A 21,875-nucleotide genomic window follows, 5' to 3' on the forward strand; every position below is an offset into this window, starting at 1 on the left:
GCTTTAATGACAGTCAACAGGACAAGCACAAGGGAAGGAACTTCAAATGCGCGTCTATTACGATCGTGATGCCGATCTCAACCTCATCAAGGCCAAGAAGGTCGCCGTCATCGGCTACGGCTCGCAGGGCCGTGCCCATGCGCTGAACCTCAAGGACAGCGGCGCCCAGAACCTCGTCATCGCTCTCAAGGCCGGTTCGCCCACAGTCAAGAAGGCCGAAGCCGACGGCTTCAAGGTCATGACGGTTGCCGAAGCCGCCGGCTGGGCCGACCTGATGATGATGGCGACGCCGGACGAGCTGCAGGCCGACATCTACAAGGCCGACATCGCTCCGAAAATCCGCGACGGCGCAGCCATCGCCTTCGCTCACGGCCTCAACGTTCACTTCGGCCTGATCGAGCCGAAGGCTTCGGTCGACGTCGTCATGATCGCGCCGAAAGGCCCGGGCCACACGGTTCGCGGCGAATACCAGAAGGGCGGCGGCGTCCCCTGCCTCGTTGCCGTTCACCAGAACGCTTCCGGCAATGCGCTTGAGCTCGCTCTTTCCTACGCCTGCGGTGTGGGCGGCGGCCGTTCGGGCATCATCGAAACCAACTTCCGCGAAGAGTGCGAAACCGACCTCTTCGGCGAACAGGTCGTTCTCTGCGGCGGTCTTGTCGAGCTCATCCGCGCCGGTTTCGAAACGCTGACCGAAGCTGGCTATGCGCCTGAAATGGCCTATTTCGAGTGCCTGCACGAAGTGAAGCTGATCGTCGACCTGATCTATGAAGGCGGCATCGCCAACATGAACTACTCGATCTCCAACACGGCCGAGTGGGGCGAATACGTCACGGGTCCGCGCATCATCACCGAAGAGACCAAGGCCGAGATGAAGCGCGTCCTCAAGGACATCCAGACCGGCAAGTTCACCTCCGAATGGATGCAGGAATACCGCTCGGGCGCGGCCCGCTTCAAGGGCATCCGCCGCAACAATGACAGCCATCAGATCGAGGAAGTCGGCGCCAAGCTGCGCGGCATGATGCCCTGGATCGGCAAGAACAAGCTGGTCGACAAGTCGGTCAACTAAGCGATTTTCAAAAGCGCGCCGCATCGAACCTGGTTCATGCGGCGCGCTTTGCGGTTTTGCCTCCCTGCATGTCGTGCAGCCAAGCCGTTGCCTTCGGTAGCGGCTTTCCGCTTGCGTCGCACTAGCCGGACATAAGCACGCAGCGGTCGAAGCGTCGGGCTGCAACGTCAGCGGCCGGAGCCATGATGACGAGATCGCTGGCGTCCCAAAAGACGCGACCCGTTGCCGAGCCGGCGCGCAGCCGCGCGAGAACAATCCAGCCGTTCGGGTCGTCCAGCTCATCAAAGCCTCGCGACGCAGCTAGGCTTGATGCCTCTCTGCGACAGGAGAGGCCCCCTGGATCGTGGCGTGGCCAAGCATCTGGTGGACCTGAGGCGTCGCAGACCCGGCATGGGGACCGGTCAAGGCGCGCTCGAAAGCTTCATTCGTGTCAAAGAGTTCATCGAGCGATCCCTTGCCCGTTTCTTCGATATGCGCCTCCGCAGCCTTTATTGAGCCGTATCGTTCCCGCCCGAGAGAGAACAGCATCCCCGAGGCGTTGCTGTCGCAAAACCGTAATACCGTGCCTCTAGGTTTAGAATGGGTCTAAAACAAGATAATTTGACACCAGTTTTAACTGTGGAGGCATAGGATGAACGAGCATCTTTCCCAGAAAATTTTCCCGACGACTCAGCTTGAGGACGCGGATGGTGACGGCCACAACACCAGCGCCAATCCGACGATGGGTGAAATCATCGGCAAGCGTTTTTCACGCCGCTATTTTCTGCAGGGCTCGCTTGCCGTTTCCGCCATTGCAGCCACAGTAAGCCCGATCGCGCTGATGAGCGCGGACGAGGCGCGCGCTGCGGACAATAAAGGCTCTGCCTTCAACTTCTCCGAAGTGGAGGCCGGCGTCGACGACAAGCATCATGTCGCTGAAGGTTATGATGCCGATATTCTGCTGCGCTGGGGCGATGCCGTGCTGCCGGGCGCGCCTGCGTTCGATCCGACGAAGCAGACGGCCGATGCCCAGAGCAAGCAGTTCGGCTACAACAACGATTATGTCGGCTTTATTCCGCTCGACGGTTCGTCCGAACATGGCCTGCTGGTCGTCAATCACGAATACACGAACCCGCATCTGATGTTTGCCGGGCTCGTGCAGGTGGTCGACGGCAAGATCAAGCAGGGCGCGCTCAGCAAGGAGCAGGTGGATGTCGAGATGGCGGCCCATGGCGGCACCGTCGTCGAAATCCGCAAGACGGGTGGCAAGTGGCAGGTCGTCACCGACGGCAAATACAATCGTCGCATCACCGCCAACACGCCAATGGAAATCACCGGCCCGGCCGCCGGCAACGACCGTCTGAAGACCAGCGCTGATGCGACCGGCACCCGCGCCATCGGCACGATCAACAACTGCGCCGGCGGCGTCACCCCCTGGGGCACCTACATCATGGCCGAAGAAAACTTCCACGGCTATTTCTCCGGCGCGCTGCCGGAAGGTCACAAGGAGGCCGCGAACTACAAGCGTTACGGCGTTCCGGAAGGCGCCTACGAGTGGGCCAATTTCTACGACCGCTTCGATCTTTCCAAGGAGCCGAACGAGCCGAACCGTTTCGGCTGGATCGTCGAGGTCGACGTTATGGATCCGACGGCGGCACCTGAAGAAGCGGACCGCGCTCGGCCGCACCAAGCATGAGGGCGCCGAGTCGATCGTCGCCAAGAACGGCAAGGTCGTCTTCTATCTCGGCGACGACGAGCGCTTCGATTATGTCTACAAGTTCGTGACATCAGCGGCGTTCAACCCGAATGATCGCGCCGCCAACATGAACCTGCTCGACAGCGGCACGCTCCACGTCGCCAAGTTCAACGAGGACGGCACCATGCAGTGGCTGCCGATGATCTTCGGTGAGGGGCCGCTGACGGCGGAGAACGGCTTCACCAGCCAGGCTGACGTGCTGATCGAATGTCGCCGCGCCGGTGACACACTCGGCGCCACCAAGATGGACCGCCCGGAAGACGTCCAGCCGAACGGCGTCAACGGCAAGGTCTATGTCATGCTGACCAACAACACGCGCCGCAAGGCCGACCAGGTGGATGCCGCCAATCCGCGCGCGGAAAACGCCTTCGGCCACATCATCGAAATCTCCGAAAACGACGGCGACTTCACGGCCACGTCAGGCAAGTGGGAAGTGCTCCTGAAGTGCGGCGATCCCTCGGTTGCGGCCGTCGGCGCGACCTTCTCGACCGAAACAACCAAGAACGGCTGGTTCGGCATGCCCGATAACTGTGCCGTCGATGCTGCCGGCCGCCTCTGGGTGTCGACGGATGGCAACAACAACAAGGCCACCGGTCGCACCGACGGTCTCTGGGCCGTCGATACGGAAGGGGCGGCGCGCGCCACCTCGAAACTGTTCTTCCGCGTGCCGGTCGGCGCCGAAATGTGCGGCCCCCTCTTCACGCCGGACGACCAGACGGCGTTCGTCGCCGTGCAGCATCCTGGCGATGGCGGCGAGGACTGGTCGGGCCACGGCCGCCCGTCCTATTACGAGGACCTTTCGACCCGCTGGCCGGACTTCAAACCTGATATGCCGGTGCGTCCTGCGGTCGTTGCGATCACCAAGGCCGGCGGCGGCAAGATTGCGGTCTGACGACAGGAAACGCGGCGTCGAGCCTTAGGGCGGGTGGTAGTCAGGCTGCCAACTCGCTGCGAATGCCATTTAATGCATGTCGCCCGGAAGTGTGCAGCGGTTCCGGGACAACGACATGCATAAAAACAAAGAGCTAAAGCGCGTCGCATGAATCAAATTTGATGCGACGCGCTTTAGCGGCCGGGACGAGCTCCTCTTCCGGCCGCCTTTATGAGCCTGTCGCCGCGCCGGGTATTCGCGTTATGCGGCCCTCAGCGCCATCACGGTGATCCACCGCGTCGGCTTGCCGTCATAGCCGCTGCCGTCGCTTTCGCTGATGGCGATGTCGCTCCAGCGGCCTCTGGTCAAAAGCTCTGACAGCCACTCTGCGGAGGGGTAGTTGTAGTAGCGCCCGAAGCCGTCATAGCCTTCAGCCTCGCCTGCTTTGAAACTTGCATGGAGGAGACCGCCGGTTTTCAGAGCGCGGCGGATACGGGCGAAGACGTCGGCGAGCTCGGATCTCGGAACATGGAGCAGGCTCGCATGCGCCCAGACGCCGTCGTAGGCGCTTTCCGTGTCGAGCTGTTGGAACAGCATGACCCTGACCGGCCTGCCGATCAGCATTTCCGCCTGCCTTGCAAGCTCCGCCGAGCCGTCGGTCGGTGTCACTTGGAAAGCCTGCGACAGCATGTAGGCGCTGTCCTGCCCGCCGCCGCAGCCGAGTTCGAGGATTGCGGCACCCGGTGCGAGCCGCGCGAGGAAGGCATCGAGCTGTTGCTTTGGCAGGCTGCGCGCCCGATTTGCATAAATCTCGGCGTTTTCGTCGTAGAAGGCGGAGGTGCTGTTACGGTGCATGCGGAGCGTCCGATCCCCAAGGTCGGTTGGATTGAAGGTGTCTCTCCGAAGGCGGGTCGGCGCACGACCGAGTTCAACTCGGGATGAGGCGCGTCCAGCCGTGCTCATCGTTCGTTACGCCCTTCTGCAGACTGACGAGCTGCTGGCGCAGTTCGCTGGTCAATTTGCCGGTCTGTCCGTCTCCGATCAGAAATTCGCCGCCCGCATGTCGAACCAGGCCGATGCCCGCCAGGACTGCGGCGGTGCCGCAAGCGAACGCTTCGGCGAGCCTGCCACTGGCAGCGTCGTCTTGCCATTCCGCAAACGAGTAGGGGCGCTGCTCGACGCGCAAGCCCCTCTCTTCGGCGAGCACGATCACGGAGGCCCGGGTGATGCCCGGCAGGATCGTGCCGCCAAGGGGCGGGGTGACCACCGATCCATCGTTCATCACGAAGAAGACGTTCATGCCGCCGAGTTCTTCGACCCAGCGATGCTCTGCGGCATCGAGGAAGACGACCTGATCGCAACCCTTCTTCGACGCCTCGGCTTGCGCCACGAGGCTGGCTGCGTAGTTTCCGCCGCATTTTGCAGCACCGGTGCCGCCGGCGGCTGCGCGGGTGTATTCGGTCTCGACCCAAAGGGAGACAGCCTTGGCGCCGCCCTTGAAGTAGGCGCCGACCGGAGAGGCAATGATGCAGAAGACATATTCCTGAGCCGGACGAACGCCGAGAAACGCCTCGTTGGCGAACATGAAGGGGCGGAGGTACAGGCTGGCGTCGCCGGAGGGTATCCAGGCCTTGTCGACACGCACCAGCTCTTCGACCGCCTTCAGGAAGAGTTCTTCCGGTACGGGAGGCATCGCCATGCGGGTCGCCGACTGCGCGAAGCGGCGTGCGTTCTCTTCAGGCCGAAAGAGCAGAATCCGGCCATCGTCCGCCTTGTAGGCTTTCATGCCCTCGAAGATTTCCTGCGCGTAGTGCAGCACGGCGCTCGCAGGATCGAGCTCCAGGGGCCGCCTGGGCGTAACCTTCGCATCGTGCCAGCCCTTCTCGGCCGTCCATCGTGCCAGGACCATATGATCCGTGAAAAGCTTGCCGAAGCCGGGCGCCTCCAGCGCCTGGATACGTTCGGCATCCGAGACGGGAGACTTGTGGAGTTCGATTTTGATTTCAGGAGAGGCCGACGTCACGGTCATTGCTGCACCTTGATAGTAAATTGAAGAGTGGCGGCGACACTACCGCCGCCGAGCCGGTCTTGGAAAGGTCTGAATCAGCCGGTTTCGGCTTTGATCGGAGGATTAATCGCTTGATGTGGCTGCTGTCGAGCGGCAAATCCGGGACCGAGCGGCTTCGATATCGGATGGCATCAATATCAAGTGAGATCCGGAACATCCAAGGCTTTGGAATATAAGATCTCCAACATGTCACCATGACAAGAAAATAGGTCAGTATTATTGACATAATTTCCGCCGCATGGTTTGTCGGCCGTATTATAGAAAAATACGAGGAAACCCCATGCTGAACTGGGACACCATGTTTGCATCGCGCTCGTCGCGCATGCGGGCATCCGAAATTCGCGAGCTCCTGAAGCTTCTCGACCGGCCTGACATCATCTCCTTTGCCGGCGGCATTCCGGATCCGGCGCTGTTTCCGGATCAGGAATTCAAGCAGGCCTATGCGGATATCTTCGCCGGCGCTGCCGTCAATTCGGCGCTGCAATATTCGGTCAGCGAAGGCTACAAGCCATTGCGCGAATGGCTGGCCAAGCAGATGGCGGCCCTCGGCATTCCCTGCGAACTCAACAACGTCTTCATCGTCTCCGGCTCGCAGCAGGGGCTCGATTATCTCGGCAAGCTGTTCCTGTCGCCTGATGATACCGCGCTGGTGACCTGGCCGACCTATCTCGGCGCGCTACAGGCCTTCAACGCCTATGAGCCGGCCTATGACCAGCTGACGCCAGGTGGCAACCGGACACCGGAATCCTACCGCGCGGCGGCAGCCGCCGCCGGCGGCAAGGTGAAGTTTGCCTATCTCTCCGCCGATTTCTCCAATCCGACCGGCGAAACGGTCGATCTCGCCGGCCGCAAGCAGGTGCTGGCGCTTGCCGAAGAACTCGACGTTGCCGTCATCGAAGACGCGGCCTATCAGTCGCTGCGCTACGACGGCGAGCCGATCCCGCCGATCCTGGCGCTGGAGATTGCCGACAAGGGCCATATCAACGATACACGCACGATCTATTGCGGCAGCTTCTCCAAGACGCTGGCGCCCGGCCTGCGCGTCGGCTTCGTGGTCGCCAATGCGCCGGTCATCCGCAAGCTGGTGCTGATGAAGCAGGCGGCCGACCTGCATTCCTCGACGATCAACCAGATCGCGATCAGCCATGTCGCCGAGCGTGGATTCGATGCGCAGGTCGCCAAGATCAAGGCCGCCTACAGCCATCGGCGCAACTGCATGCTGGCGGCGCTTGAGAAATATATGCCCAAGGGCACCAGCTGGACGAAGCCGGAAGGCGGCATGTTCATCTGGATCACGCTGCCGGAAGGCATGGATGGCGCCAAGCTCCTGGCGAAATCGCTCGAAACCGCCAAGGTCGCCTTCGTACCCGGCAAGGCCTTCTTCGCCGATGGCTCCGGCGCCAACACCTTCCGCCTCAGCTTCTCCTGCGCCAACGAGCAGATGATCGAGGACGGCATTGGCCGGTTGGGCAAGTTGATTGCCGATGAGATTGGCGGGTGACCGGGAGGGATGAGAAGAAGCGGTGGCGTTCACCGCCGTCCCTCATTCCTGTGCTCGTCACAGGAATCCAGCCACGGCGCGTCCGCGCCGTGATTGACTCTTGTTCGTGAAAGACTCTCTCGTGCCCAAGGACTTGGGCAAGCTGGATTCCTGTGACGAGCACAGGAATGAGGGAGGATAGGAAAGTGCTTCCGCCCTCTTCTCTCAGAGGGAAGGGGTAAGCGTTTATCCTTCCATTGCCATGTTTTTGCAAACCAGTGCACCAGCGTCTAATCAAAAAATCGTCGTCCAGCCCTCGTTGGCCGTTTCGCTCTTGCCGTAGCCGACGCGGTCGGCCACCGCTCCGTCGGTGTTGCGCAGGATGATGTCGCCACCGCGGTTGGCGAGCTGCGGACCGCCGGCTGCGGCGTCGAGCGCGATGGTGCGGATCTCGCCTGCGGCAAGCGTTCCCGACAGCGTCTGCGTCCGGCCGTTTTCGTCCTCCAGTTTCCAGCCGTCGAGCGACACCGACATGTCGGAGCGGTTGATCAGCGTCACCGTTTCGGCCTCGGTGCCGCCTTCGCCATTCACCGGATTGATCAGCGCGGCGATGATGCGCAGCGACGAGGCGACGACCGGCTGCGGCCGGCGCGTGCCTTCGCCACGGCCCTGGCCGCCGCGGTTTTCGGAGACGGGATGGCCGGTCTCAGCATCGGTGTTCCAGTTCTGCGACTGGAAGCAGAGGAAGATCGCCGCCCATTCGTCGGTATCGGTGAAATGGACGAGCAGCGCCCCGTCCTGGTTCGGGCCGTTGGTAGCCTTGAAACTGCCGCTGTCACCCTGGTTCATGTGGATGTCGTGGATGCCGTTGCCCGGCTCGAAATCGAAATATTGGTCGGGCTTGCCGTGCTCCGGCCCCCAGGCTTCGCCGAAGGCATAGAAATGGATGTCGGGATCGGCGATGCCTTCCTCGACGATCGGCTCGATGAATTCCCTCAGATCGTTCTCGGGCCGGAGAGCTGGAAGGGCGCGACATCCATATCCTCGCGCTCGATCAGGCCGCCGCGGACATAATCGATCGCAAGCTCCGGACGGTCTTTGCGGATGTCAGTCAGGCCCATCGGCAGGGCTTCGAGCGCCTCCGTCAGTGCCGCGTGCTTGAAATCGACGATATTGGCGTACAGCAGGTCGTGGGGCGACATCTTCGAGCGGACGTTGAGGGCAATGCGGTAGCTGACGCCGTCCGCCTCGATGCGGATCTCGATATGGGGATCGGTGTCGTCATCGAGGGCGAGAGCGCTCGCAGTACCCTTCAGGACCTTGTAATTCTTCAGCATGAGAACCTCGCTGCGGTGGCGGGATCTCATGCTAGCACTGGTAAAGTGCATCTTTTGTGACGCGTATCCTTCGCCGTGCAGGGCGTCCGGCGCTATTGCCGGAGATGCGGGCCGAAGAGTTCGAGATCGGCCTCGCTCAACCGGTCGCTTGCCGTGTTCAGCTGGTGCCAATAGGGGTAGAGGACCGGCGGCAGGCTGACGGCGTCCAGGCGTTTGCGCTCGTCATCGGTGAGCTTCAGCTCGGCAGCGGCGATGTTGTCGCGGAACTGGGCTTCGGTGCGCCCGCCGATGATCACTGAAGTCACCGCCTTGCGGCCGATCAGCCAGGCGAGCGCCACCTGCGCGGCCGAGACGCCGCGCTCTTCGCCGATCGCCACCAGCGTTTCAACGATGTTCCAGAGGCGGTTTTCGTCGCGGATCGGCGGCTCGGTCCAGCCGGCGAACTGGCGGGTCCCCTCGGGGGCAGCCTGGTTGCGGCGGTGCTTGCCGGAGAGCAGGCCGCCGGCCAGCGGGCTCCAGACCAGCACGCCGAGGCCCTGGTCGATCGAGATCGGCAGCAGCTCGTATTCGGCGTCGCGGGATTCGAGCGTATAGTGGATCTGCTGGCTGACGAAGCGCTGGTAGCGGTGCTCGTTGGCGAGCCCAAGCGCCTTCATGATGTGCCAGCCGGAATAGTTCGAGCAGCCGACATAGCGCACCTTGCCCTGCTTGATGAGCGTGTCGAGCGCTTCCATCGTCTCTTCGAGTGGCGTCTGGCCGTCCCATTCATGCACCTGATAGAGGTCGATGACATCGGTCTTCAGGCGCTTCAGGCTCGCCTCGCATTCGCGGATCAGGTGGTAGCGCGAGAGGCCGCGGTCGTTCGGACCGTCGCCCATGCCGAAGCGGGCCTTGGTGGCGAGCAACACGCCCTGCGGCCGCTTGCCGGCGAGCGCCTCGCCGATGATGTTTTCGCATTCGCCTGATGAATAGACGTTGGCGGTGTCGATCAGATTGATGCCGGCATCAATGCAGATATCGATCATCTTCTTCGCCTCGGAGACGCCGAGATCGCCGACCATCTTCGCCCAGCCGACGCCGCCGAAGGTCATCGTGCCCATGGTCAAAGTCGAGATTTTCAGGCCGGAGCGGCCGAGCAGACGATATTCCATAAAAACTCCTCCTTCATCAAAACAGGATTGACGTACCTCAGCGCGACCGAATGGCAATGGCGGCGCGTTCACGCCTGCGTGAGGCTCAGGCAAGATGGCGGGCGCCGGCATCTTCGCGCCGCGTGACGGTAATGACCGATCGCGCGCGGCGGCAGCAGACGGATCGTACAAGATGCCACCGGCTTGTCGAAGAAAATCGTTTGGCGCAGCGACGCAGGGTGCCTGCCAGGGTCAGGCCTCGTCCTTATCCCTGTTGTGAATGGTGTCGCGGATCAAAGCGATCGTGTCCCGGATATTGTCGAGGGTCTCGGCGTCGAGGCCGACGGCTTTGCCGATGCAGTCGAACACGTGGGTGGCGCGGCTTTTCAGGGCCTGTCCCTCTTTCGTCAGGCGCAGGAGCACTTGGCGTTCGTCGGCGGGATTCCGGTTGCGGGTGACGAGGCCGACATTTTCCAGCCGCTTCAGCAGCGGGGTGAGGGTGCTGGAATCGAGGAAAAGCGTCTCGCCGAGATCCTTCACCGTGCGGTCGTCTCGCGCCCATAGAGCTGTCATGACGAGGAATTGCGGATAGGTGAGATCCAATTCGTCGAGCAGCGGGCGGTAAAGCTGGTTGAAGGCGTGGCCGGCCGAATAGATCGAAAAGCAAAGCATTTCATCGATCTGGGGCACGTCGACGAGATCATTCGATGTGGTGTCTTTCATCACGCTCTCCTTCGGCTTCAATATAATTTGTGCGCGATCTGTTTGCAAGCTATTGACGCGCCGAAAGGGATGGCTTAGATATATCGTGTACAAAGAAATCGCATACAAACTAAATGACAAAAAGAGCCGAAAAGCACGTAAACCCGCTTCGGCTCCTCTGACACTCAACCGACGAAAGGAAATGACCAATGTTCAAGTTTGCTGCTGCCGTCGCCCTGGCGGGCGCTCTGTTCTCCGGTGCTGCCGTTGCTCAGCCGGCCAAGCCGACCGTCGTCCTCGTCCATGGCGCTTTTGCCGATTCGTCCAGCTGGAACGGCGTCGTCGAAATCCTGCGCAAGGACGGCTTCCCGGTCGTGGCGGCTGCCAATCCGCTGCGCAGCGTTGCCAATGACGCTGCCTATGTCTCCGACGTCGTCGGCAGCATCGCCGGCCCCGTGGTCCTCGTCGGCCATTCCTATGGGGGCCAGGTCATTTCGACCGCGGCGAACGGCCATAACAACGTCAAGTCGCTGGTCTATGTCGCGGCCTTCGCGCCCGATGCAGGGGAATCGGTTGCCGATCTTGCCGGCAAGTTTCCGGGCGGCACGCTGAGCGGAGCGCTGGCGGCCCCGGTAAAGCTCAGCAGCGGCGGTGTTGATCTCTATATCGACCAGGCGAAGTTCCATGATCAGTTCGCCAGCGACGTGCCGGCCGAACAGGCGGCCCTGATGGCGGCTGGCCAACGCCCGGTCACCGAGGCGGCGCTCACCGACAAATCCGGCGCGCCGGCCTGGAAGAAGCTGCCGTCGTGGTTCGTCTACGGCACCGGCGACAAGAATATCCCGGCCGCAGCCCTCGGCTTCATGGCCGAGCGGGCAGGGTCCAAGCGGACCGTCGTCGTCGATGGCGCCTCCCACGTCGTGATGGTGTCGCATCCTGACAAGGTTGCCGAACTGATCGAAGAAGCTGCGAAGTAACCATTTCCAGGGGCCACGCCGCGAGAGCGCCGTGGCCTTGCTGCACCGGCGGCATGGCGGCGATTTTTAACCTGCGGCGGCCTGTCACATCGCTGTCAACGACCCCTAATAAGGGAGGGGTGACGCAATCCCGAGGACCCCTCCCATGAAAACGATCGTTTCCGCCGCCGCCCTTCTCGCCGCGAGCCTTTTTGCCATTCCGGCTTCGGCCGCAAACCTCGTTCTCTACACCAGCCAGCCGAACGAAGACGCGCAGGCGACGGTCGATGGCTTCATGGCCGCCAATGCCGATATCAAGGTCGACTGGGTGCGCGACGGCACGCCGAAGATCATGGCCAAGCTGCAGGCCGAGATCCAGGCCGGCAACCCGGTCGCCGACGTTCTCCTGATCGCCGACATGGTGACGCTGGAGCGTCTGAAGGAAGAGGGCAAGCTGCTCGCCTACAAGTCGCCGGAAGCCGCCCAATACGACGCCACGCTCTATGACGCCGACGGCTACTATTACTCGACCAAGCTGATCACCACCGGCATCATGTACAACACCTCGGCCGGCATGAAGCCTGCGAGCTGGAAGGATCTGGCCAAGCCGGAAGCCAAGGGCCTCGTCACCATGCCGAGCCCGCTTGCTTCGGGTGCGGCCCTCATCCATGCACAGACGCTTGCCGCCGTTCCCGGCCTCGGCTGGGACTTCTACAAGTCGCTTCAGGCAAACGGCGCGATTGCCGCCGGCGGCAATGGCGCCGTGCTGAAGTCGGTCGCCTCGGGTGAGAAGGCTTACGGCATGGTCGTCGACTACCTGCCGATCCGCGAGAAGGCCAAGGGTGCTCCGGTCGAATTCGTCTTCCCGAGCGACGGCGTTTCCGCCGTCACCGAGCCGGTCGGCATCCTCGCCAGCAGCAAGAATGCCGAGGCCGCCAAGAAGTTCGTCGATTACGTGCTCTCCGAAAAGGGCCAGGAAGGCTTCCTTAAACTCGGCTATATCCCGGCCCGCAACGGCATGAAGGTGCCGGAAGGCTTCCCGGCGCGCGACACGATCAAGGTCCTGCCGGTCAATGCGGCTGAAGCGCTGAAGAATACCGACCAGGATCTGAAGACCTTCTCGGGCATCTACGGCTCGAACTGATCTCTTCATGCCAGGCTATGTCAGAGCAGGAAACAGCCAACCCGCCTGGCTGTTTCCTTTTATCGTCATTACCGTGCTCATCCTCAGCGTGCTGCCGCTCGCCCGCCTTGCCATAGCCGGGATCGCGGCGTTTGCCAGCGGCGGCGTCACCGATGTGCTCGCCGACCCGGCGCTCTGGCGGGCCACCTATTACACCGTCGTCACCTCGGTACTCGGCACGATCGTCTCGCTTCTCATCGGCTGCCTCTTCGCCTTCCTGCTGACGCTGACCGACATCCGCGGCAAGGGTCTGCTCAGCTTCTTCTTCGTGCTGCCGATGATGATCCCGCCGCAGGTGACGGCCCTTGCCTGGGTGCAGATGTCGGGGCCGTCGAGCCCGCTGCTGAAGGCGCTCGCGATCGCTCCGCCGCTCGGCTCGCCGCAGCCGCTCTATTCGGTCGGCGGCATCGCGCTGCTCTATGGCGTCCAGCATGCGCCGCTCGTCTATCTCGCGCTCCGCGCCGGGCTGATGACGCTGCCGCGCGACGGCGTCGAGGCCGCACGGCTTTCCGGCGCCTCCAGCTTTCGGGTGTTTCGCGACATCATCCTGCCTCTGTCGCTGCCCGGCATCATCGCGGGTGCTGCGATCTCCTTCGTCTCCTGCACCGGCAATTTCGGCATTCCCGCCATTCTCGGCATTCCCGCCTCGATCTTCACGCTCCCGACGTTGATCTTCACCAAGTTTTCCGCCTTCACCAGCCGCACCTTCGGCGATGTCGCCGTGCTGTCGGCGATCATCGCGATGATCTCGGTGGCGGGCTTGATGATCCAGGACCGGGCGCTCAGAGGCCGCGATTACCGCGTCATCGGCCTGTCCGGGGCGAGCGCCGCCTTCGAGCTCGGCGCGTGGCGGTTCGCGTTCACGCCGCTCCTCTGGGCGATCCTGTTCTTCATGCTCGCCGCACCCTTCTTCGCGCTCGTCGCCGGCGCGCTGGTTCCGGCCTACGGCGTGCCGCTCACCTTCAAGACCATGTCGCTGCATGCCTTCGAGGAGATTCTCTTCCGGCAGGCGGTGACGCGCACGGCTTTCGTCAACTCGATCTCGCTTGCAGGCGCCACCGCCCTGTGTCTCCTGGTGGTGACCGTGCTTGCGGCCTATATGCTGACGCGGCGCAAGGATGCGGCGTCCCGCATCATCGCGAGCCTGATCGAGATACCCTATTCGCTGCCCGGCATCGTCATGGCGGTCGCTTTCATCCTGGTTTTCGCAGCGCCTATCCCCTTCCTCCACATCTCGCTCTACGGCACGATCTGGATCATCCTCATCGCCTATTTCTCTTCCTTCTTCGCCGTTAGCCTGAAACCCGTGGTCAGCGCCTTCCACCAGCTCGATCCGGCGCTGGAGGAGGCAGCGCGGCTTTCCGGCGCCGGCTTCTTCCGGCGGCTTTCCGATATCATCGTGCCGCTGATTGCGCCCGCCGCCGGGGCTTCCGTCATCCTCGTCTTCCTGATCGCCTGCAACGAGCTGACGATCTCCGTACTCCTCTGGTCGGCCGGAACCCAGACGCTCGGCGTCGCCATCTACAATCTCGACGACAGCGGCAGCTCCGACCTTGCCTCGGCGCTCTCAGTGCTCGTCGTCCTGATGGTCGTCGTCATGATGCTGCTTTTGGAACTCCTGGCGAAACACCTGCCGAAAGGGGTGGTCCCATGGCGAAACTGATCCTCAACCGGGTGGCCAAGGATTTCGGCACCGGCCGCGCGGCCGTCAGCGATTTCTCGCTCGATGTGCGCGAGGGCGGCTTCCTGGCGCTGCTCGGGCCTTCCGGCTGCGGCAAGACGACGGTTCTGCGCATGATCGCCGGTTTCGAGACGCCGTCCGACGGCTCGATCCATCTCGGCGAGCGGCTGCTTGCCGATGCTGCCCAATCGCTGCCGCCCGAGAAGCGCAACATGGCGATGGTCTTCCAGTCCTATGCGCTCTGGCCGCATATGAGCGTCGCCGACAATGTCGGCTATCCCCTGAAGGTGCGTGGCGTCTCGGGCGAGGCCTACCGGGCGAAGGTCGGCGAGGCGCTTTCCACCGTGCGGCTTGCCGATTATGCCGGCCGGCGGCCGGCCGATCTCTCCGGCGGCCAGCGCCAGCGCGTCGCGCTCGCCCGCTGCCTGGTGACGTCGCCCGATGTCGTGCTGCTCGACGAGCCGCTCGCCAATCTCGACCGGCACCTCAAGCAGGAGATGGAAGAGACTTTCCGCGAATTTCACCAGCGCTCGGGCGCCACGATGATCTACGTCACCCATGACCAGAGCGAGGCAATGGCGCTGGCGACCGATGTCGCCGTCATGTCCGAAGGCCGCCTGCTGCAGGTGGCGCCGCCGGCCGAGATCTATGCCCGCCCGGAGGGCCGCACCGTCGGCGGCCTGATCGGACGCGGCGCGATCCTGACACTGCCTGTCATGGGCGGCGAACGCCATCTGGAATGGGACGAACTGCAGGACGCGCTGCAGGCCGCCAACACCGATGGCGCCGATATCCTCGTGCGGCCGGAAGACGTGATCATCGGCGGCGAGGGGGCTCCGGCAATCGTCGAATCCGTGCTGTTCGAGGGCGAGCGCTACGCCGTGAAGCTCACCCTCGGCAACGGCCAGACGCTGCGCGCCTTCAGCCGTGTGGTCGTCGAGGCCGGCGAGGCGGTACGTGCCATCATCCGCGCGGGCTGGCGGCTTTGATGGACACCGGCAATCGCATTTCGGCTCAAAGAGGTCGGTTGTCCGCATCTTTCTTGGTACCGCCACCTTTCCCTGTGGCAATTGCCGGTTAAGGTACCGCCGCAACCGGATTCCCGTCATGTCGCTTCGCCTCGCCACCTTCAACGTCGAAAACCTGCTGACCCGTTTCGATTTCACCGGCTTCCGCAACCAGCTGCGCCAGGACCGCGTCATCAAGCTTTTCGAGGTCAACAGCGAGGGCGTCTATCAGCAGCTCGAGCAGGCGCGGGTGATCGCCGCTACCGATGACACAAGGCAGATGACGGCGCTCGCCATCGCCGATGCGGATGCCGATATTCTCTGCCTGCAGGAAATCGACAATATGGCCGCCCTGCAGGCCTTCGAATACGGCTATCTCTTCCGCATGGTCGGAAACGGCTACAGGCAGAAATACCTGGTCGAGGGCAATGACAGCCGCGGCATCGACGTGGCCGTGCTGATGCGCGAGGAAACGCGCGACGGCCAGAAGATCGAGCTCAAGGACATCAGAAGTCATGCGATGACGACCTATCGCGACTTCGATCTCTTCGATGAGGACCTCGCGCTCAGCAACCGCATCGACGACAAGATCTTCAAGCGCGATTGCCTGGAGCTCGATCTTCTGATCGGCGGCCGGCCGCTCTCGCTCTATGTCGTGCATTTCAAATCGATGGGCAATCCTCGCGACGGGTTGGACGGGCGGCAATCGACACTGCCGGTCCGTCGCGCCGAGGCGCGCGCTGTGCGCCGCATCATCGAGGACAGCTTCGGCGCCGGCCGCACCGCCAAGAAGAGCTTCGCCATTTGCGGTGATATGAACGACTATCAGGAGCGCGTCGACGTTGTCGGCCGGCGCGGCGCCGGTTATCGTTTCGAGCATCAGCTAGAGGCCGAAAGCGCGCTCGACGTATTCAGTCATGACGGCTTTGCCGAAAATGTCGTGCGCCGCCGCCAGCCGCTTGACCGCTGGACGCTCTATCACACGCGCGGACCGCAGGAGCAGCACCTTTGCCAGCTCGATTATATCTGGCTTTCGCCGGCACTTGCCGCCCATAATAGCGGCCGTCTGCCCGAAATCATCCGCAACGGCCAACCCTTCCGCACCGTCTTTCCGCCAGGCCAGGAGGTGGAGCGATATCCACGCACTGGCTGGGACCGGCCGAAAGCATCCGATCACTGCCCCGTCGTCATGACACTGGATCTCCCATGAAAACGAATTTGAATATGAAATTTCCGACCGGCGATATTTCCGATGATTTTGTGGACTGGCCGCCAGAAGCGACGGTTTTCCCGATCGCCGGCGTCGACCTGCGTGTGCTGCCCGGCACCCATCCCTTCGTCACCGCCGAGGAAGCGGCGATCCGTGAAAACTGGGCGAAGGAAACCGCCGCCAACCCGGCGCTGTTCGACGGCCGCCTGGTGTTCCAACAGCGGCTGTCGTTCAGCCAAGAGGGGATTGCGGGCGAGGGCTACGTCACTCCATTTTCCGCCTTCATGTGGTGGCGCCGGCAGCCGCAGCGCCAGGGCGGCCTGCACATCTTCGCCTATCCGGTGCTCGAAAGCTCCGACGGCGCCCTCGTGGCGATCCGCATGGGGGCGCATACCGCCAATCCCGGCCAGGTCTATTTCGCGGCCGGCTCGCTGGAGCCGGAGGATATCATCGACGGGCGCTGCGACATCGAGGCCAATATGCGCCGTGAAGTTCACGAGGAGACCGGACTGGACCTGGCCGACGCGGTCGCGGCGGAAGGGCTCTTTGCCAGCCATGCCAGGCGCACGGTGACGCTGCTCAGGCTCTTCCGCTTCGACCTGACGGCGGATGAGATGGTGAAGCGGATCGAGGCCCACATGCTGGTCGCCGAGGACAAGGAAATCGCAGGTGCGGCGGCGATCCGTTCGGCCGATCCCGCCGCCCATCCCTATAACGTCGCCATGCTGCCCGTCATCGACTGGTATTTCGGAAAGGGTAACCGGCGTTAGCGCCTTGCACTCGACCGTTTGGTCGGGCAGGTTGACGGCGCGATGATCGATTCAAGGAGGCCGATGTGGCGCGAAGCTACAGCGTCTATGACGTGTTCACCGATCGGAAACTTGCCGGTAATCCGCTGGCGGTGGTCTTCGACGGAGACGATCTCAGCGACGAGGCGATGCAGGCGATCACCCGGGAGATCAATCTCTCCGAGACGGTTTTCGTGCAGCCTTCGACCAATCCCGCCTATGCTGCGAAGCTCCGGATCTTCACGCCTGGCCGCGAGTTGCCCTTTGCCGGCCATCCGACCGTCGGCACGGCGATCGCGCTGGCCGAACGGGCTCATGGCGCAGCGGCGGTCGATCTCGTTACCGTGCTCGAGGAAAATGTCGGTCCGGTGCGTTGCGCCGTGCGGCTGAGGGAGGGCGAGGCGAGCTTTGCCGAATTCGACCTGCCGCGCAAATCGCAGCAGGCCGTCATGCCGCTCGATAAGCTCGGCATCGCCGATGCTTTATCGTTGAAGGTCACCGAGATCGGCTTTGAAAATCACGTTCCTTCGCTCTGGAGCGCCGGGGTGCCGTTCCTGCTCATTCCGGTGCACGATGTCGGCACGGCGCAGCGGGTGGAGTTCGATCCCCAGCTCTGGGAAAAGATCGTGCCCTTCGTCGATGGCGCGCTGGCCTCGGCCTATGTCTATTGCCGCGGCGGCGTCAACCACGTGGCGAAGTTTCATGCGCGCATGTTCGCCAGCGGCATGGGCATTGTCGAAGACCCGGCCACCGGCGCGGCGGCAGCCGCACTCTCCGGCGCCATCCGCCATTTCGACCGGCTGACGGACGGGCACCACCCGATCATGATCGAGCAAGGCGTCGAGATGGGTCGCCCCTCTTTCATCCACCTGCATATCGACGTCGAAGGCGGGGCGATTTCCAACGCGCGGATCGGCGGTCAGGCGGTGCGGCTGGCCAGCGGCACCCTCGACCTTTGATTTCATGAGAGCGCCGCTGCGTCCGGCAGGACGCGCTGCGGAGGCTTTATCACTTTGAATCTGCGCATAATCCTTTCCGAAGATCGGCGCCGGCTTTCAGGATCATGCGCTGCATTTCGGCCATGCGGAAAAATCTTTGAGATTAACCAAAGAATTTTCGCCGATGCGCTGGACAAGCCTGCCGATCCTGTTTATACGCCCCGTCACACCGCGCAGCCAAGCGCGAACGGGTGATTAGCTCAGTTGGTAGAGCAGCTGACTCTTAATCAGCGGGTCGTAGGTTCGAGCCCTACATCACCCACCAAAAACCTCTTGATATCGTTACGTAATTCGCAACGCAGCAGAAGTTTTCGGCTGCCCAGTTTCCAGCAGCTTGGAAACCGTTTCCAATTCACGTTCCGTTCCTGTTCCTGAAAGCGGCCGGCTCGATCTCGCTCCATCGGGCCTCCATCAGCTTCATGGCATCCTTGGCCAAGCTCCTTAGAGCGACCTCTCTGCCATAGTGCTGAACCATCTGCGCCGACATGTTGCAGATCGCGCCCACCTGATTTTCTGTGCAGCCAACCTCCAGCAGATTGATGACTGCGACCGTGGAAGACGATCCGCTCCTCACGGAACCGCTTGAAAGGCGCCTCGTCCATTAGCTTCTGCCATTCGGTCCGGAAGCCGTCGGCGGTCTTGTAATATTTCGTCCGCGATCCGGCATGACGCTGTCGTTGGCCTGAACGCGCTCGATCCATTTCCGGTAGGCCGAATGGATCGGGATCCAGACCGTCTTTTTCGTCTTCTGGGCCTTGACGGCGATTGTCGTTTCCCCGGCCTTCGGCTTCACCATGGCGATGACATCGCCCTGGCGCTGTCCGGTGAAGAATGCCGACATGGCGATCATCTGCATGTGAAACGGCGCGTGGTCGAATAGGATTTCGAAAGCCCAGTTCGGCCACGGCACCCAAGGCTCCCCACCGGGGATTTTCTCAGTGTGCTCGACGGGATTGCTCGAGCAGTATCCGCGCGGAACGCCCCAAGCCATCAGGCGGGACAGGAAGGCGCGGAATTGGTTGGCGGTCGCAGGGGTATCGCCGAGCTCATCGATCATTTGCTGGGCGTCTACGGTCGTCAGATCGGCGGGCAGCTCGTCGCCGACCAGCGCGACTATCATTTTCCCGGAAGCAGTGTAACCGCGGCGCGTGGAGGCGGCCAGGCTCGACCAGAACGGAATAGCGTCATCCTGGAACATTTCGACCATCGACTTGAAATCTTTGACGCCTTCCCGCCCGCGCTTGAGCAGTGCTTCAAAGGCTTTTTCGGCTTGCCGGCCAAAAATCCTTTTCGGCGTGATCGGGAAGCCGCTTGCCGTCCAGCAGAAAACCTTTGTCGTCGCGCTCAAGCGCTTCGCAGATGGCGACACGGCTCTGGAAGTCACGCTCCACGGGCTCCGGTAGGGCAAGGGACGGCCATGCTGCGGCGGTGTTCCGGAACTTGGTATAGAAGGTATAGACTGTCTCCGCGCCATTCTTGCGGCGCTTTGTGACGCGGTGGACGTGCTTAGGCAGTTCGACCGTTCCGCTTTTCCCTGATCTTGTCACGGAATTTCGCTCCAATGCCTGAGGCGGTTTCGGCAACGCCGATGTTCATCGCGCGGTCCAATCGTCACGATACCAGAATTTTCGCCTGGTGGTGTCAACCACGCGTGGCTGCGGCTCGTGCTCCGGTTTCGAAGATTTGGCAGTCAACCATCACCACTCGAACGGACAGCAACAACGGATGGACAGACGACGAAGACGGATGGCAATATGGCGGACCTCACTCCGCTTAACACGGACATTCGCGCTGGTCTCCCCAATGTGACAGGGATAGTCGAAGCGGCAGACGCCGATATGACAGCACGCGACAGCAACATCCACGGTGGCCCGTTTCCGCCCACGACGGATGGCATCCACTTCACTTCGCCAAAGACGGCTGCGATGGCGGCGTCTCTTTCGATTTAAGCTACCAGCTGCGGCCGCAATCGAAGTCCTCGCGCTCTTCCTCGGTCATCTGACGATGGACAAACTTGCCGTCGATGATCTTGCGCATCACATGCCCGGTTATCGGCATCTTGGTGTTGATGTCGGTGACCGCCCCGACGGCGAAGGCATAGCCCCATTCGTCTTCATGCCCGCCATTCTGGTAGATCATGGAAGCGCGCCTCAAAGCGGCGATCAATGAAAAGAAAATTTCTTTAGTGGTCTCGACGAAAATACTTGTGCGCATGTTATCTCCCCAGCACTTCCGTGATTATCAACACGGCTTGTGATTGCAATCGCAACTTTTTGGGGATGATCAAAACAGACGGACTTTTATTGGTGGCAACTGATTGGCTGGCCATCTCCGGCGGACCTTTTATACGTATAGGCACCGATGATTGCAGAGGATCGCTTTGAAAGTCACTTTGAAACTGTTTCCAATTCTCGATCTGTTCACGATAGTTCTCGCGGTTTTTACCACCGCCGTTGGAAACCGAATTCCTTGTTTTGCAGGCATTCTAGGATTTTTTGATTACTCTTAATCAGCGGGTCGTAGGTTCGAGCCCTACATCACCCACCAAAAACCTCTTGATGAGATTGACATATTAGAGGTCAAGGCGGGGTCTTGCGCCGAAGCGGGCCGCATGCTTAGGACTGGCAGCGGCGGTCTATGCGCGCCTTATCTTTCTTTACCAAGCGGAGGGGTCATGAGAATCGTCGTTTTTGCCGTCGCTCTATTGTTGCCGCTGCCGGCCTTTGCCGCAGGCGCAACGGAGGTCAGAGCGGGCGATCAAAGCTGCCGCGAGCTCGCGCAGATCATCCGTCAGAACAAGAAGGTCTTCGTGCGCATGGGGATCGGCGGTCGCAGCTTCCGTTATCCGCCGGCCAGGTGCAACCTCGGTGACAAGTACGACACGGCAACGGTCAGGGATGCGGACGGCAAAATGTGCCTTCTCGACTATGAGTGCGTGTACGATCCCCAATCCTTCTACAACAGGATCCCTAATTAAGATCGGATGCGGGCACCGAGAAGGTATGCTTTGCGCGCCGACCGATAGGGCAAGAAAAAAGGCCGGGCGAAACTCGCACCGACCCTTCCTCGATTTGTCTCGACAACGGCTGCCAGTACATCCGTGGTCAACCGTCAGAGACAAACTCCTTGGTCCTTAGGTAGGACTTGCGTGGCGACGTTCAAGGCCCCGCCGCGGAAAAGAAGCCGGCCTTGGGTCGGCTTCTTTCTGCGACGCTGCGCTTACTGCTGGGCAGGGGCGGCCGGCGGCGTGGCCGGGGCTGGTGCCGGTGCGGGTGCGGGCGTTGCGCTGTTGTCGGTCGGAGCGATCGGCTTGGCCGGCGCCGGCTCGGATTGGGTCGTGGAGGCTGTCGTGTCCGGGGAGGTGCCGGGGGTGCTGCTCCACTGCGAATAGGCGAATGCAGCGACAGCGATCACGGCCAATGCAGCAACCCAGACAACCCACGTATTGCTGGTGCGCGCGGTCGGAGTCGTGCGCAAATCCAGATTCGGATTCAGCGGGCGGTTCGGGTCGTTGGCATTATTGGGGTCGTACGTCATGGTACTTTCTCCTCTTGCGGTGACAAAGAAATGGAGCAAAGAGCATTTTGTTCCATTCTGGCGCCACGAGGCGAGCAATATCAGGGATTTCCGCCTGCAGCCTGCCGGAATCGGCGCTTAAATCTG

General features: G+C 61.9%; 19 protein-coding genes, 1 tRNA gene and 2 pseudogenes. 13 read left to right on the forward strand and 9 right to left on the reverse strand.

Going from position 1 to position 21,875, the window contains the following annotated elements:
* The first annotated feature begins 46 nt into the window (after positions 1–46).
* The 3 genes and pseudogenes from ilvC to MHI61_RS09725 all read left to right on the forward strand — a co-directional run bounded on the left by ilvC (position 47) and on the right by MHI61_RS09725 (position 3,693).
* Positions 47–1,066: a ketol-acid reductoisomerase gene (gene ilvC, locus MHI61_RS09715; protein WP_239791829.1), complete on the forward strand. Its 1,020-nt coding sequence runs from the start codon at positions 47–49 to the stop codon at positions 1,064–1,066.
* 348 nt (positions 1,067–1,414) lie between these two features.
* Entirely contained in the window at positions 1,415–1,561 is a 147-nt protein-coding gene (locus tag MHI61_RS09720) for a hypothetical protein (protein ID WP_239791830.1), read from the forward strand.
* Positions 1,562–1,697: 136 nt separating this feature from the next.
* Positions 1,698–3,693: pseudogene (locus MHI61_RS09725) on the forward strand (PhoX family phosphatase).
* A gap of 240 nt (positions 3,694–3,933) precedes the next feature.
* Here MHI61_RS09725 and MHI61_RS09730 read toward each other — a convergent pair.
* A complete protein-coding gene (locus MHI61_RS09730; protein WP_239791831.1) occupies positions 3,934–4,527 on the reverse strand; it encodes a class I SAM-dependent methyltransferase in 594 nt (197 codons plus the stop codon).
* 73 nt (positions 4,528–4,600) lie between these two features.
* A complete protein-coding gene (locus tag MHI61_RS09735) occupies positions 4,601–5,701 on the reverse strand; it encodes a branched-chain amino acid aminotransferase (protein ID WP_239791832.1) in 1,101 nt (366 codons plus the stop codon).
* 319 nt (positions 5,702–6,020) lie between these two features.
* On the opposite strand from MHI61_RS09735, the gene MHI61_RS09740 reads away from it, so the two are divergent.
* Entirely contained in the window at positions 6,021–7,241 is a 1,221-nt protein-coding gene (locus tag MHI61_RS09740; RefSeq protein WP_239791833.1) for a PLP-dependent aminotransferase family protein, read from the forward strand.
* A 273-nt stretch (positions 7,242–7,514) separates the two neighbouring features.
* Here the strand turns inward: MHI61_RS09740 and MHI61_RS09745 are convergent.
* The 3 genes and pseudogenes from MHI61_RS09745 to MHI61_RS09755 form a co-directional block, all read right to left on the reverse strand.
* A pseudogene (locus MHI61_RS09745) lies at positions 7,515–8,557 on the reverse strand (DUF2278 family protein).
* A gap of 92 nt (positions 8,558–8,649) precedes the next feature.
* Positions 8,650–9,708 carry an aldo/keto reductase gene (locus MHI61_RS09750; RefSeq protein WP_239791834.1) on the reverse strand — a complete coding sequence of 353 codons (1,059 nt, stop codon included), beginning with the start codon at positions 9,706–9,708 and terminating at the stop codon, positions 8,650–8,652.
* A 231-nt stretch (positions 9,709–9,939) separates the two neighbouring features.
* A complete protein-coding gene (locus tag MHI61_RS09755; protein ID WP_239791835.1) occupies positions 9,940–10,410 on the reverse strand; it encodes a MarR family transcriptional regulator in 471 nt (156 codons plus the stop codon).
* A 188-nt stretch (positions 10,411–10,598) separates the two neighbouring features.
* On the opposite strand from MHI61_RS09755, the gene MHI61_RS09760 reads away from it, so the two are divergent.
* The 8 genes from MHI61_RS09760 (at position 10,599) to MHI61_RS09795 (ending at position 18,477) form a co-directional block, all read left to right on the forward strand.
* Entirely contained in the window at positions 10,599–11,366 is a 768-nt protein-coding gene (locus tag MHI61_RS09760; RefSeq protein ID WP_239791836.1) for an alpha/beta hydrolase, read from the forward strand.
* Between the two features lie 145 nt (positions 11,367–11,511).
* Positions 11,512–12,489: an ABC transporter substrate-binding protein gene (locus MHI61_RS09765; protein WP_239791837.1), complete on the forward strand. Its 978-nt coding sequence runs from the start codon at positions 11,512–11,514 to the stop codon at positions 12,487–12,489.
* Between the two features lie 7 nt (positions 12,490–12,496).
* The gene (locus tag MHI61_RS09770; protein ID WP_239791838.1) at positions 12,497–14,191 is read left to right on the forward strand and encodes an iron ABC transporter permease; all 1,695 of its coding nucleotides are present in this window, start codon (positions 12,497–12,499) and stop codon (positions 14,189–14,191) included.
* Positions 14,179–15,198, forward strand: a complete 1,020-nt coding sequence (locus MHI61_RS09775; protein ID WP_239791839.1) for an ABC transporter ATP-binding protein — start codon at positions 14,179–14,181, stop codon at positions 15,196–15,198. Before MHI61_RS09770 ends, MHI61_RS09775 begins: the two co-directional genes overlap by 13 nt.
* 118 nt (positions 15,199–15,316) lie before the next feature.
* Positions 15,317–16,426, forward strand: coding sequence for an endonuclease/exonuclease/phosphatase family protein (locus tag MHI61_RS09780; RefSeq protein ID WP_239791840.1), 1,110 nt, complete (start codon positions 15,317–15,319; stop codon positions 16,424–16,426).
* Positions 16,423–17,196, forward strand: a complete 774-nt coding sequence (locus MHI61_RS09785) for an NUDIX hydrolase (RefSeq protein WP_239791841.1) — start codon at positions 16,423–16,425, stop codon at positions 17,194–17,196. The genes MHI61_RS09780 and MHI61_RS09785 overlap by 4 nt, the downstream gene beginning before the upstream one ends.
* Before the next feature lie 65 nt (positions 17,197–17,261).
* Positions 17,262–18,173 carry a PhzF family phenazine biosynthesis protein gene (locus MHI61_RS09790; RefSeq protein ID WP_010034710.1) on the forward strand — a complete coding sequence of 304 codons (912 nt, stop codon included), beginning with the start codon at positions 17,262–17,264 and terminating at the stop codon, positions 18,171–18,173.
* 228 nt (positions 18,174–18,401) lie between these two features.
* Positions 18,402–18,477: transfer RNA gene (locus MHI61_RS09795), tRNA-Lys, on the forward strand.
* Positions 18,478–18,813: 336 nt separating this feature from the next.
* Here the strand turns inward: MHI61_RS09795 and MHI61_RS09800 are convergent.
* From MHI61_RS09800 to MHI61_RS09810, 3 genes are all read right to left on the reverse strand, one after another.
* Positions 18,814–19,419, reverse strand: coding sequence for a hypothetical protein (locus tag MHI61_RS09800; protein ID WP_239791842.1), 606 nt, complete (start codon positions 19,417–19,419; stop codon positions 18,814–18,816).
* A gap of 46 nt (positions 19,420–19,465) precedes the next feature.
* Complete coding sequence (locus MHI61_RS09805) at positions 19,466–19,759, reverse strand: hypothetical protein (RefSeq protein WP_239791843.1); 294 nt, start codon at positions 19,757–19,759, stop codon at positions 19,466–19,468.
* Positions 19,760–20,162: 403 nt separating this feature from the next.
* The gene (locus tag MHI61_RS09810) at positions 20,163–20,351 is read right to left on the reverse strand and encodes a hypothetical protein (protein ID WP_239791844.1); all 189 of its coding nucleotides are present in this window, start codon (positions 20,349–20,351) and stop codon (positions 20,163–20,165) included.
* Between the two features lie 535 nt (positions 20,352–20,886).
* Here MHI61_RS09810 and MHI61_RS09815 point away from each other — a divergent pair.
* Positions 20,887–21,189 carry a hypothetical protein gene (locus tag MHI61_RS09815; RefSeq protein WP_239791845.1) on the forward strand — a complete coding sequence of 101 codons (303 nt, stop codon included), beginning with the start codon at positions 20,887–20,889 and terminating at the stop codon, positions 21,187–21,189.
* 242 nt (positions 21,190–21,431) lie between these two features.
* On the opposite strand, the gene MHI61_RS09820 is transcribed toward MHI61_RS09815, so the two are convergent.
* Entirely contained in the window at positions 21,432–21,749 is a 318-nt protein-coding gene (locus tag MHI61_RS09820; RefSeq protein WP_097578902.1) for a hypothetical protein, read from the reverse strand.
* Between the last annotated feature and the right edge of the window lie 126 nt (positions 21,750–21,875).

It is taken from the genome of Rhizobium sp. K102, from assembly GCF_022385315.1.
GTDB lineage: Bacteria > Pseudomonadota > Alphaproteobacteria > Rhizobiales > Rhizobiaceae > Rhizobium > Rhizobium croatiense.